This is a genomic window from Psychrobacter sp. SZ93C1 (assembly GCF_015864635.1).
Classification (GTDB): domain Bacteria; phylum Pseudomonadota; class Gammaproteobacteria; order Pseudomonadales; family Moraxellaceae; genus Psychrobacter; species Psychrobacter fozii.
On sequence record NZ_JADYWY010000006.1, the window covers coordinates 64,963 to 77,437 of the forward strand.

The 12,475-nt window shown below is 42.5% G+C and carries 10 protein-coding genes; 5 read left to right on the forward strand and 5 right to left on the reverse strand.

Going from position 1 to position 12,475, the window contains the following annotated elements; genetic code table 11:
* Positions 1-26: 26 nt before the first annotated feature.
* The 3 genes from I6E83_RS09015 to I6E83_RS09025 all read right to left on the reverse strand — a co-directional run bounded on the left by I6E83_RS09015 (position 27) and on the right by I6E83_RS09025 (position 3,518).
* Positions 27-1,076, reverse strand: a complete 1,050-nt coding sequence (locus tag I6E83_RS09015) for an NADP-dependent oxidoreductase (RefSeq protein ID WP_110923737.1) — start codon at positions 1,074-1,076, stop codon at positions 27-29.
* Between the two features lie 227 nt (positions 1,077-1,303).
* Positions 1,304-2,515, reverse strand: a complete 1,212-nt coding sequence (locus tag I6E83_RS09020; protein WP_110923738.1) for an iron-containing alcohol dehydrogenase — start codon at positions 2,513-2,515, stop codon at positions 1,304-1,306.
* A 385-nt stretch (positions 2,516-2,900) separates the two neighbouring features.
* Positions 2,901-3,518, reverse strand: a complete 618-nt coding sequence (locus tag I6E83_RS09025) for a TetR/AcrR family transcriptional regulator (RefSeq protein ID WP_197101296.1) — start codon at positions 3,516-3,518, stop codon at positions 2,901-2,903.
* Positions 3,519-3,943: 425 nt separating this feature from the next.
* Here I6E83_RS09025 and I6E83_RS09030 point away from each other — a divergent pair, with 425 nt between their 5' ends.
* Entirely contained in the window at positions 3,944-5,428 is a 1,485-nt protein-coding gene (locus I6E83_RS09030; RefSeq protein WP_181416301.1) for an aldehyde dehydrogenase family protein, read from the forward strand.
* Positions 5,429-5,564: 136 nt separating this feature from the next.
* Here I6E83_RS09030 and I6E83_RS09035 read toward each other — a convergent pair whose 3' ends face one another.
* Positions 5,565-5,804, reverse strand: a complete 240-nt coding sequence (locus I6E83_RS09035) for a hypothetical protein (RefSeq protein ID WP_110923741.1) — start codon at positions 5,802-5,804, stop codon at positions 5,565-5,567.
* 258 nt (positions 5,805-6,062) lie between these two features.
* Here I6E83_RS09035 and I6E83_RS09040 point away from each other — a divergent pair, with 258 nt between their 5' ends.
* The 3 genes from I6E83_RS09040 (at position 6,063) to I6E83_RS09050 (ending at position 9,625) form a co-directional block, all read left to right on the forward strand.
* Positions 6,063-7,475 carry a DASH family cryptochrome gene (locus I6E83_RS09040; protein ID WP_197101297.1) on the forward strand — a complete coding sequence of 471 codons (1,413 nt, stop codon included), beginning with the start codon at positions 6,063-6,065 and terminating at the stop codon, positions 7,473-7,475.
* Between the two features lie 321 nt (positions 7,476-7,796).
* Positions 7,797-9,050: an NnrS family protein gene (locus I6E83_RS09045; protein WP_110923742.1), complete on the forward strand. Its 1,254-nt coding sequence runs from the start codon at positions 7,797-7,799 to the stop codon at positions 9,048-9,050.
* A 68-nt stretch (positions 9,051-9,118) separates the two neighbouring features.
* Entirely contained in the window at positions 9,119-9,625 is a 507-nt protein-coding gene (locus I6E83_RS09050; RefSeq protein WP_110923743.1) for an Rrf2 family transcriptional regulator, read from the forward strand.
* A gap of 105 nt (positions 9,626-9,730) precedes the next feature.
* On the opposite strand, the gene I6E83_RS09055 is transcribed toward I6E83_RS09050, so the two are convergent.
* Entirely contained in the window at positions 9,731-10,477 is a 747-nt protein-coding gene (locus tag I6E83_RS09055) for a hypothetical protein (protein ID WP_110923744.1), read from the reverse strand.
* 558 nt (positions 10,478-11,035) lie between these two features.
* Between I6E83_RS09055 and I6E83_RS09060 the strand changes: the two genes are divergently transcribed.
* On the forward strand, positions 11,036-12,289 hold the full coding sequence (locus tag I6E83_RS09060; RefSeq protein ID WP_181416302.1) for an MFS transporter: 1,254 nt from the start codon (positions 11,036-11,038) through the stop codon (positions 12,287-12,289).
* Positions 12,290-12,475 lie beyond the last annotated feature (186 nt).

Sequence of the window (12,475 nt, forward strand, 5' to 3'; positions counted from 1 at the left end):
TTATAGCGATTATGATTCACCATAAACTATTTAACGTCAGCAACCTTAACGACTGTTTTACCAAAGTTCTTGCCTTCTAGCATATCAAAGAACGCTTGCGGTGCTTGTGCTAAGCCATCTGCTTGATGCTCTTTGGTTTTGATATCGCCTGACTCAACCCATTGACCCATGGTTTTTAAGAATTCAGGGTAGTGGTCGCCATACTCTTCAAAGATAATGAAACCTTTAACCGTCAGACGGTTGGCCAATACTTGACCCATTAGCATACCTAAACGGTCTTTGCCGTCAGGTAAGTCAGTGGCGTTGTATTGTGATACTAGACCACATACTGGGATACGGGCATGCGCGTTCAATAGAGGTAATACTGCATCGAACACTTTACCGCCAACGTTTTCGTAATAGATATCGATACCATCTGGACATGCATTGCTTAGTTGTTCGGCGAAGTCTTCGGCATGATGATCGATACAAGCATCAAAACCCAATTCATTGACGGCATAAGCACATTTCTCAGCACCACCTGCTACGCCAACTGCGCGTACACCAAGTTTTTTACCCACTTGTCCGACTGTTGCACCGACAGGACCAGTTGCTGCGGCTACTACTAAAGTTTCGCCTTCTTGTGGTTTACCGATATCAGTTAGGCCCATGTAGCCAGTAAAACCAGGCATACCAAGTACACCAAGACCATAAGAAGGATGTGGCATATCTTTATCTAGTTTTAGGACACCCTCGCCATCGCTGACGCTATAGTCCTGCCAGCCAGAATTTGATACAACCAAGTCACCTTCAGCAAAGCCATCGACATTAGATTCGACCACTTGTGCCACTGTACCGCCCGTCATGACGTCACCAATTTGTAGTGGATCGGTGTAGCTCTTTGCATCACTCATGCGGCCACGCATGTAAGGGTCAAGTGATAGGTAAACGGTACGTAGGAGCATTTGCTTGTCGTTAGGGGTAGGGGTATCGCTAGTAGCAAGCTCAAAGTTGTCGCTGGTTGGTGTGCCATGAGGACGACTTGCCAGTTTGATTTGACGATTTTGTTGTTGGTTTTGAGTATTATCAAAGCTCATATTATTATCCTTTTTAATTATTAATTTTAAATGTCTATCTTTATACTCTTTGCACCTTTCGATGAAAGGTTTTTCTTGTACAAAATTCTTTGTTTAAAGATTTTTATCTTTGATGTGATGTCTAATCTGATATTGAATCTGATGTTGAATGTAGTAACTACCCATTGCTGAGTAGCTACTATAAATAGCATAACTATATGTATTTCTTATTACGGCGATGTTACTTATTAAGACGCTTTGCTAGTAACGGCACGTTGTAGGATACGACGTGATACTTCTAAGTCGTTTGTGCCGTGCTCACCAAGTTTGACCATACCATGCACTTCAAGCTGCTTGATGATTGGATCAATCGCTGCTTCAGTCAAATCGGCATCTTCTAGGCTAACAGGCAAGCCCAAGTCGCGGAAGAAGTTTTCAGTGTAAACAATCGCGGTCTCAATGATGGCGTCGTCGTCTTGATCAGTATCAGTGATATTCCATACGTTACGTGCATACTGGAGCAATTTTTCTTTTTTGCTTTCTTTTAGCTCACGCATCACTGATGGCAATAAGATAGTTAAGGTACGTGCATGATCGATCGCGTGTAGCGATGTCAGCTCATGACCAACCATATGAGTTGTCCAGTCTTGTGGTACACCAGTACCGATCAGACCATTCAATGCCATTGTCGCCGTCCACATAATGTTTTTACGGGTTTCTAGGTTCTCTGGATCTTGCTTAACAACCAAGCCTTCATCGATAAGGATTTTGAGCAGGCTTTCAGCAAAAGCGTCTTGGACTTTAGCATTCACAGGATAGGTTAGATACTGTTCTATCACATGAACGAATGCATCAGCCACACCATTCATTACTTGACGTTCAGGCAATGTAAGTGTTTTGATTGGGTCTAGAATTGAGAATTTAGGGAAGGCAAGTGCATTACCAAACGGTAGTTTTGCTTGACGTTCACTATAGTTAATAACGCCGCCCGAGTTCATCTCAGAACCAGTTGCTGGAATGGTTAGTACCGCACCCAAATCAACCGCAGAATCGATGTCTCTACAATAGCTAGTCAATGCATCCCACGCTTGTTCACGTGACACAGTGCCATCTTCTTCAGTCAGTGACGATACCAATGCAACAAATTTGCTGCCATCAATCACTGAACCACCGCCAACAGCTAGTAAGAAGTCGATGTTGTGCTCATTTACCATGTCGGCTGCTTTTAGCAACGTGGTAAATTCTGGATTGGCTTCAATACCACCGAATTCAAATACGGTACGATTACCGTTTGCTGCCAAGGCGTTTTTTACTTCGTCCAATGTACCATTACGTTGCGCTGAGCCACCACCATAGGTGATAAGGACGCGGGCATCAGTAGGGACTAGATCTGATAATTGCTCGATTTGACCTTCACCGAAAACGATACGTACTGGGTTGTAATATTGGAAGTTGTTCATAATATTCCTAAACTTTGTTAAATATTGATTGGGTGTGCGAGCTGCAAATTTATTTATTGGCGAGTTCGTTTATTACATTTGCGTGCATTGTACATCAATTAGACCAGTCGTCTAGTGTTTTTTACAAAAGTCTCTCATAACTTGATTATTAAGTAGGGGTTTAAGAGTTATGAGGATTGTGTATTAGAACGTGAATCGTTCTTAGACCCTTGATAGCTTGAGGCAGTCAAGAAACCAGTCAAAAGACTAGAATGACAAGAGACTAAGAGTGATTCATTGCTGGCGATTATCATTGGTGTGCTTTTTAAGACACCAATGATTTATCTAACGTAGAGTTTTAATGCAGTAATAACCATTTAAGAATGGAGAATACGCGTCTAGAGCATTAGCGTCCGAGTTGTGACGTCGTCATCTGCCAAACTTCTGCGAGTGGGGTATTGGTTTGGCTGATTTTGGCAATTAAACTGGCACCCAACCAAGCAAAGTACCAGCGTTTTGCGATGCTCTCAGCAGCGATGTTATCAGGCTGTGGTACAGAGCCATCTATCCAACCAGCTTTGATTTGATCACCAAGCCAGTTGACGGTTTGTTGGTAGCCTGCATTTAGCGCGATGCGCATAGGCTCTGACATATCCGCTACTTCAGCACTGAGCTTAACCACCAAGCATTTTTCATGATCGCAGCCGTTTTGCTGAGTGTCGTACCAGTTTTGAAAATAGTTATATAGCTTTTGCTGTGCACTAACATTCTGCGCACCGATGATGTCTAGGCGTGTCTTATATAGGCTGAAGTAATGATGAATAATCGCTTCACCAAACGCTTCTTTGGACGCAAAGTAATGGTAAAAAGAGCCTTTAGGTACACCTGCTGTGTCTAGTATTTGCTTAAGACCAACGGCAGTAAAGCCTTTTTTAGCGATGAGTTGATAGCCAGTTTCGAGCAAGTGAGCTCTAGTATCTGATGTAGCAATAGGTACGGGTGGTGCATTTGTAATAGTAGACATAGAGGTGATGTTCTCCTTGGAACTTCATAGTAATAGAGTGATTAATATTCATTTAAGCGTCATATTGAGGACGTATTCTAATAGTATTTATTTATATGCGTTACGTTTCATCAACAATATTTACGGGTAAAGTAGTCTTGTTTTATTAATAGCTATGGTAGCATTAGACCAGTCGTCTATCAAGGTACGTTTTAGGCTCGCTAGTCATTAGGACGTTTATTAGTCAAATCGTTAGACTGATATATCGCTTAACAATGAGTTTAGAGGCACTTCTTGCAAGAGACTGTTTACAAGAAGCTGTTTATAAGCGATTTTTTATAAATAAGCTTTTATAAGTAAGTTTCTCATTCAATATTTCGATAATAATTTTAAAACTATCTTTAAAACCAAATTTTAAACATAACTAAGTAAAAATAAGGATCATTATGTCAGCGAATAATACCAACACCAGTGCTTACAGTGACTTTCATTTGCAATATATCGCAGGTGAATGGCAAAAAGGTAAAGACGATAGCGTCAATACCAATACAAACCCATACAACGGCGACGAGCTTGTAAAAATTCAACAAGCGACGGAAGAGCAGCTCAATGAAGCCTATGAAGCTGCTAGTCAGGCGCAGCAAGAGTGGGCCAAGCAAACACCAGCGGCACGTGCTGCTGTACTGTACAACGCTGTTAACATATTAGACCAGCGTCAAGAAGAAATTGTTAATTGGCTAATCAAAGAGTCGGGCAGCACCCGTATCAAAGCCATGGTCGAGTTTGGTGCAACGCGGGCGATTACCCTTGAAGCTGCGACTTTCCCTAACCGTGTGCATGGTGAGATTCGTCCATCTAATACCCCTGATAAAGAAAACTTCATTTACCGTGAGCCAATTGGTGTTGTTGCAGTCATCAGCCCGTGGAACTTCCCATTGCATTTGACCCAGCGCTCTATTGCGCCTGCATTAGCACTTGGTAATGCAGTGGTGCTCAAACCTGCTAGCGACACGCCTGTGACAGGTGGTTTGCTACTGGCAAAAGTATTTGAAGAAGCAGGTCTGCCAAAAGGTCTGCTCAACGTAGTCGTCGGTTCAGGTAGCGAGATAGGTGATGCGATTGTTGAACACAAAACGCCAAGCCTAGTATCATTCACTGGGTCAACCTCAGTCGGTAAGCACATCGGCGAGCTGGCCAATGGCGGCGATTATATCAAAAAAGTTGCCCTTGAATTGGGTGGTAATAGCCCATTTGTCGTACTAAAAGATGCTGATATCGATCAAGCAGTAAAAGCAGCTGCCTTTGGTAAGTTTCTGCACCAAGGTCAGATCTGTATTGCGATTAACCGCATTATTGTCGAAGACGCACTATATGATGACTTCGTGACGCGTTTCCTTGAGCATGTCAAAACCTTGCAAGTCGGCGACCCTGACAAAATGGAAACAGCAGTCGGTCCAATCATTAACGAAAAACAAGTCAAGTCACTAAAAGATAAAATCGCCAAAGCGCAAGAAGAAGGCGCAAAAATGATCTTAAGTGGTGAGATAGACGGTCAAGTAGTGCCACCACATATCTTCACCGACGTCACGCGTGAGATGGATTTGTCACGTAACGAAGTATTTGGCCCGTTGGTTGGTATCATTCGTGCCAAAGATGAAGACGATGCGTTGTCTATTGCTAATGATTCTATGTATGGCCTATCGAGTGCGGTATTTACGCAAGATTTAGCTAAAGGCATGCGTTTCGCTCGCGGTATCAAAGCAGGTATGACGCATATCAACGATATCTCAGTGAATGATGACAGTAATGCGCCGTTCGGTGGTGAGAAAAACTCAGGTATCGGTCGTTTCAATGGCGAGTGGGTACTAGAAGAGTTCACCAGATTGCATTGGATATCTGTACAGCATCAGCCACGCGAATATCCATTCTAAAAGCTTAACTTTTAAATGTTGTAAACTGATATTTGAACCATAAAAAAACCGCTTATATAGCGGTCTTTTTTATGGGTGTACTGTCTAAAAATTAGCAGGTATTAATGTTTATGTTATTGAGACACCACGCGTTTCTTTAAATTTTCTGTTTATGATGAAAACCAAGTAGGGCCTCAATCTCTTCAATCGTGATGCGTCTGACAAGTGCTTGCTCTTCTACAGATAGGCGATTGGTATGCTCTTTTATCATGGTATGTATGCTGCGAGAGATTTCGGATGTCGTGGCGTAATACATCTGTGGTTGATCTTTCGTTAGTCTCATCAAAAACTTGTTGATGAGCTTACGTTTTTCTTCTGGTGCGTTTTCTTCAGTCATATTATTCTCCTAGGAATAAATCATGTAGGCAGTCAGGCTTATGGTTAGAATAACGCAGATAAGTATCGTCAATCTACAGTGATATTGATACGTTAATATAGCTGGCGCGGTCAACGATATAGCGGACTTATATGAATTTGACTATAACAAACATTTAAGTGAGATATTTAACATACCTTGTACCGTATATCATATTCTAAAATATTATAGTTCAGACTGAGCTAATAAGTGTATGAGTACAATTAGGGAGTCGTAAACATGTTAAATCCGCAATTAGATAGTTTAACAAAGATGCCAATAGATAAAGAAGCGGTGTTGGTACTATTTTATAATGATTTGCGTATAGATGATAATGCAACATTGGCAAAAGCAGCAATGCTGGCCCAAGAAAACCATAGGCAGTTGTTACTTGTTTATGCGGATGCTTTAGCAGATGGCATCGGTCAGGCACACAAAGATCAAGCTTACGACTTCGATCGAATAGGCGATGCTCGTCAGCAGTTCTTATCTGAGAGTCTGTTTGATTTGAATGAATCGCTACAACGTCTTGGCAATAGATTATTGCATCTAACGCCGCATACATCATCGGCTCCATTGGATACCTTTACGCAGCTGTGTCAGCTTATCGAGCAGCAACAGGTCACTGATATCTGTGTCAGTCAAACGGCAGATTATAACCAAAACCAAGCTTATGGTTTCTTGCAACGTAAGTACCCACAGGTACGCTGGCATGAGCAAGTAACCAATACGTTGTTTGCGTCTTTACCGATGGAAGAATTGCCTAAAAGTTTCACGCAGTTTCGTAAACAAGTCGAATCAGATCATGATTTACTAAATGCCGAAACAGACGTAGTTATTAGTCCAGCGCCAAAATCTCTGCCACCCATGCCAGACAATTTGATAAATGGTACAGCAGATAACCATTCGTTATTCTTCAACGAACATCATCTTGATGTGCAACTACCCTCTGAGTTTAAAGGTGGAGAGACTAATGCTATCAGCCATTTGAACAATTATTTCAATTCTGATGCGCCTAGTACGTATAAAACCACGCGCAATGCTTTGGATGACTGGACACACTCTACTAAATTTTCAGCGTGGCTCGCAAATGGCACACTCTCGGTCAAGGTGCTGTTGAACCGCTTGCGTCATTATGAGCGTGAAGTGGTGGCCAATGAGTCTACTTACTGGATATGGTTTGAGCTACTGTGGCGTGAGTATTTTTATTGGTATGCCATGACCCATCAGCAAAAGCTGTTTTGGTTCAAAGGCATTGCTGAACAATCACCAACGACAGAGTTTGATAAAGAGCGTCTGGAGCAGTGGAAAGAGGGTACTACGCCATATCCTATCATCAATGCCTGCATGAATCAGCTAAAGCAAACGGGCTATATGTCCAATCGTGGCAGACAAATAGTTGCCAGCTGTTTCATCCATGAGTTGGGTTTGGACTGGCGTTATGGGGCGACTCATTTCGAGCAGCACCTTATCGATTATGATGTCGCTAGCAATTGGGGTAATTGGCAGTATCTGGCGGGAGTGGGTGCTGATCCAAGAGGCTGCCGACAGTTTAATTTGGCCAAACAAACCCAGCAATATGATCCGAGTGGTAGCTTTATTCATAAATGGCAAGGTGATAATACTGATGATTATGTACTGAGCTCACCTTAAATTCACTGATGAATTTGAGTCATTTTGTCATAGCCTTTCTCGCTCAGTATATCCTAAGTATTCCAAAAATAAGAAGCGACCATATGGGTGGCTTTTTTATTTCTGAAAACTATTTTTCAACAGACCCTAGTCAAAGAACTCTAACATGGGTACAAGGCAGCCGACTGCAGAGTGTACAAGTAGTACATCTAAGAAGGGTAACGCCGTAGCGGTTTAGTAGTTCGCCGACTATAGCTGGCTAAGTACGTTGCTTAACACATAACATTCATATAAAATGAATCTTTAAGGTCGGTTTTATTAATATTCTCTAAGAAGATCACTATGCAATCTATTAACCTACCCAGTCAGCCGCCAAGCTCGCCACACCCAATTCTTAATTTGAGCTTCCGTCTGTTTTTCAGTGCTGCTGCATTATTCGCGGTAGTCACGATGGTGTTATGGGCCTTTGTGTTCACTGGGCATACAGATATAGACGCGCAGGTATTAAATCCCTTGTATTGGCACGGCCATGAGATGATTTATGGTTATGCATTGGCAGTGGTCGCAGGGTTTTTACTGACAGCGGTCAAGACTTGGACAGGGGTGATGATGCCGCACGGCTACAAACTGTTAGGTATCTTTGTCTGTTGGTTGTTAGCACGTCTCAGCTGGATTGCTTTTGGGATGGGCATAGTGGTGGCGGGCAATAGCACATTGTTGTTATACGTCGCCGCAGTGTTTGATTTTTTGTTTATTGCATCGATGGCCTTCGCTATTTTCCGAGCAGTATGGCAAGTAAAGCAATATAAGCAGATGGGCATCTTAGCAAAGTTGGTGTTATTAATGCTAGGTAATGGACTGTGCTATTGGGGCATTATCAATGCAGACATGAGCATCATGAAGATAGGCATGTATCTGGGATTTTATTTAATCATTGGCTTAGTATTGACCATTGGTCGCCGCGTGGTACCATTCTTTATTGAGCGAGGTCTTAGTACGACTAACGCTAAAGGCGTTGCGGAAACCATTACCTTGTATAATAGTAAAGTACAAGATATCGCAAGCTTATTATTATTTTTAGCCTTTTTTATCGTTGATCTGCTTTATCCTCATCCATATTTACTGACTATAACGGCGCTCGGTGTGGCAATCGTTAACATCATTCGTCTAGTCGGTTGGTATCATCGTGGCATTTGGCAAAAGCCGTTGCTTTGGTCATTGTATATTGCGTTTTTAGGCATGTGTTTGAGTTTTATGCTGTACGCATTGCAACCGTGGTTGGGTTATTCTCATAGTTTGGCGGTACATGGGCTCGCGATTTCGGGTATTGGCATGATGACGGTAGCGATGATGACACGGGTATCGCTTGGGCATACTGGCCGCAGTATTCATAGTCCGCCTAAAACGACAACTTTGATGTATGGTTTGATGGTGCTAGTGTTTGCCAGTCGCGTGCTATTGCCTTTGGTAGATATGAGCCATTACTTATTATGGATTATGATTGCTCAAGGTGCATGGATTGCCTGCTTTATGTTATTTTGCATCAGCTACGTACCGATGCTGGCACGCCCTAGACCGGATGGCCTGTTTGGTTAAGTAAATAGTGGTTAAGCAGCTAGTGGTTAAATGATTAATAATGAGAATTAGAATGGGAGTGTTCGTAAATGCGATTGACCAATTATAGTGATTATGCACTGCGCTCATTGATTTATCTGGCGGTCAAACCGGAGCCGCACACGCTCGCTAATATCAGTGACATTGCCAATAGCTATGACATTTCCAAAAGCCATTTGACCAAAGTTATTCATCAGCTGGGTCAGTTAGGATATATAGAAAGTGTGCGTGGCAAAAATGGAGGCATACGACTGGCACGTGCACCTAAAGAGATTAATTTGGGTGTATTGATTAAACAAATAGAGCCTGATTTTGATTTGGTAGAGTGCTTTGCCGTACCAGTGAGTAAGGATAAAGGCTCTCAATCAAAAGATTTGCCAGTTACCTTTATCGAAGAAAAGACAGATAAACCGATAGGCTGCGTGATTACGCCAGTATGCCAACTAAAAAGTGTATTCTCTGAAGCATTAAGGGCTTTTATTACCGTCCTTGAGCGCTATACATTGGCAGATATCATTAATAATGAAGACGAGCTGAAAGATTTGTTGTTTAGATAATCGTTTCGATAGTGCTGTTAATAACAGTGTCAGGTCAAAATAAAAGAGGGCTACTATTACGGTAGTCCTCTTTTGTGTTTTTACTTTCTTAAAGTATGTGGTCGACTAAGCATTTTCTAACTTAGGACGTGCTTTATTAATCGCTTTTAGTAGTGCTTTTTCAAACTGGCCTTCTTTGAATTGGACCAAATATGAATGCGCCGCGCAAAAGTTCTGAGTGTCACGCCATTCATGGGCGAGATTGGTAGCCCAGTCACAATATTCCTTGCCAGCACTGGGTTCGTTTTTCAATGCTTTTTTGGTCGTAGGATGTAGTATCAGCTCAGGCAATATCGCCTCTAGTAATTTAGTTGGTGGACTCATAAAGGTATCATCGACGTGCAAGCTCTTGCTGGCAGGATGGTAGGCCAATAATGAACCGGCATGAATCATCTCATTAGGCGAGATATAGTAGACGCCTTCTGACATAGAGAACTCAAGCTCAGGATAGCGTTCAGCGACCGCATCACTCTCGACCAAGTCATCTGCCCATTGTACTTCTGATATTTTTTTATGATGTCGGCTACTGCCGTAAAAAGTTGCTTTTGGGAAGTCTTTTGCCATCTGTGCACAATGTACCGTGTGGAATGGGTGTACGTTCAGTACAGCCTCGACATTTTCCCCATTATTGGTCAATGCCATCACTTCGTCTCGAACGTCACCTGTTAAGGCATAACTGTCCAAAAAGATAAAGCGTCCTGATGCTAGCTTTATTAGTGAGCATTGCGTACCGATATTTAGTACACCACCAATGCGAAATGATCCGCGTATGTTCCAAAAACCCGACCCTAAATCATGAATTTTATCGCTCATCGATATACTTCCTTAAATGATTAGTTTTTAAATTTATAAGATTATTGTTATACAGCTACTTTATATAGCGCTTTATGATTATGGCAATTTGCTCACTCAAAGTCTGTTACAAAGGTGAAACTTTGATTAGGGTGTGTCCTGATTTCAAAAATGGAGATAAAAATGAGATAAATTGCCGTCAAACGAGAAAAATAGTGTAGATAATATCGAGATATTGACTAACTATTTGACGATGTTTGGCAAAATTTAGACATTTTTAGCCCAGTTAGATGAATGTCGTTTGAATTGAGGACATGCCCTAACGTTGTTATTAATGGCGTTTTTTGTTTGTATTAGGTTTTGATATCAGCACGCGTGATTGGCTGTGATACCATAACGTGCTTGCCGTTACAAACCTAAAGCAATTATCATTGCTGACGTTTATATGGTTAATTCAATTTAACAGTGGTACAAGGCAACCGAGCGCAGAGGTAGTTTTCATACATCAAGCTAAGTTGACGCTGTAACCTGTTTATAATGAATTGACTCTATTTTAATTCTATCACTCACGTCAGCCATATGACGCCTAATATAGTCAGCATCCTTGTGAACAATACTGTCAGTCAGACTCAAAATAACGCCCCATTGCTATCTCCTCAAACCAATTCGCCATCGTGGGTGCTAAAGCTCACAATTGGCCTAATTGGTATGTTTGCTTTTCTGCAGGTGTACTCTATTCAAGCCGTGCTACCTGTGCTAATGGTGGACTTTTCGGCGACCGAAGTGCAAGCAGGTATGATCGTTGGCGCGACGATAATGGCGATTGCTATTATGTCACCGTTTTTAGGCATGCTCTCTGATGCAGTGGGGCGTAAGCCATTTATCGTTGGGGCGCTGTTGTTTTTGGCGATACCTACGGCGTTAATCGCGCAGAGTCCGAGTATTGGTTGGCTAGGGCTCTGGCGATTCATGCAAGGATTGTCAGTGCCAGGTATTACAGTCGTGACGATTGCTTATATCGGTGAGGAGTTTGAAGGGCGAGCAGTGACGGACCTGATGTCATTCTATGTGTCAGGCTGTGTATTAGGCGGGTTCCTTGGTCGGTTTTTGCTCGGGCATTTACACGAGCTCATTGGCTGGCGTGCTGGGTATTATGTGATGGCAGCGATGACGCTAGTCGGCGCGATGTGGGTTGGAAAAATGCTACCGTCCTCACGGCAATTTGTGGCCAATCCCAATTTTCGAGCAGCGATACAGACGCTTGGAGAGCATTTGACTAACCGCTATGTCGTGACGGCCTGTCTGCTTGGGGCGTGTGTGTTGTTCTCGCTAGTGGGCTGTTTTACCTTTATTAATCTACATCTGGCCAATACACCTTATGAGCTGAGTACGGGGGCACTGGCCAATATTTTTGCAGTCTATCTGATAGGGGTCGTTATTACACCGTTATCGACCAACCTGTTACGCCGATTCGGGTCAGCACGTACCGTTCGAGTCGCTATTTTCATCTCTATGATAGGCGTGTTGTTGACACTCGTGACACCATTATGGGGGGTGGTGGTAGGGCTTGCTATTATGTCCTCCGGTGTATTCGTTACCCAAGCGGCTACTATTAGCTATATTGCGGTCAATGTGAAGAAAGGTCGCTCACTCGCATCGGGTTTGTATTATCTAGGCTATTATACGGGTGGGACTTTAGGGGCATGGCTATGCGGCATCGTCTATGCGCGTGGGCAGTGGTCGCTAACGGTATGGCTGCTAGTGTTTGTACAGATTTTAGCCTTGCTCGTTGCCAGTTTTGGTATGGTAAAGACCAAATCACGTGTCGCTTAATATAAAGGCTGATAATCTAAGGGCTACTAACCTAAAGGCTCGCTAACATAACGTGATAAGGCGTGAAACCAGAATAAACGAACGCTCAATGTCATGGTGTTTATGCGTGTATACTTTACATGGTGTGGGTTTTTTCTTACTATCGATGATGGCATTTTTTAAATACTATTAGTAATAGTAATGGAG

Coding starts and splice junctions, on each gene's coding strand:
- I6E83_RS09015 (WP_110923737.1), bottom strand. CDS start 1,076: ATGAGCTTTGATAATACTCAAAACCAACAACAAAATCGTCAAATCAAA.
- I6E83_RS09020 (WP_110923738.1), bottom strand. CDS start 2,515: ATGAACAACTTCCAATATTACAACCCAGTACGTATCGTTTTCGGTGAA.
- I6E83_RS09025 (WP_197101296.1), bottom strand. CDS start 3,518: ATGTCTACTATTACAAATGCACCACCCGTACCTATTGCTACATCAGAT.
- I6E83_RS09030 (WP_181416301.1), top strand. CDS start 3,944: ATGTCAGCGAATAATACCAACACCAGTGCTTACAGTGACTTTCATTTG.
- I6E83_RS09035 (WP_110923741.1), bottom strand. CDS start 5,804: ATGACTGAAGAAAACGCACCAGAAGAAAAACGTAAGCTCATCAACAAG.
- I6E83_RS09040 (WP_197101297.1), top strand. CDS start 6,063: ATGTTAAATCCGCAATTAGATAGTTTAACAAAGATGCCAATAGATAAA.
- I6E83_RS09045 (WP_110923742.1), top strand. CDS start 7,797: ATGCAATCTATTAACCTACCCAGTCAGCCGCCAAGCTCGCCACACCCA.
- I6E83_RS09050 (WP_110923743.1), top strand. CDS start 9,119: ATGCGATTGACCAATTATAGTGATTATGCACTGCGCTCATTGATTTAT.
- I6E83_RS09055 (WP_110923744.1), bottom strand. CDS start 10,477: ATGAGCGATAAAATTCATGATTTAGGGTCGGGTTTTTGGAACATACGC.
- I6E83_RS09060 (WP_181416302.1), top strand. CDS start 11,036: ATGACGCCTAATATAGTCAGCATCCTTGTGAACAATACTGTCAGTCAG.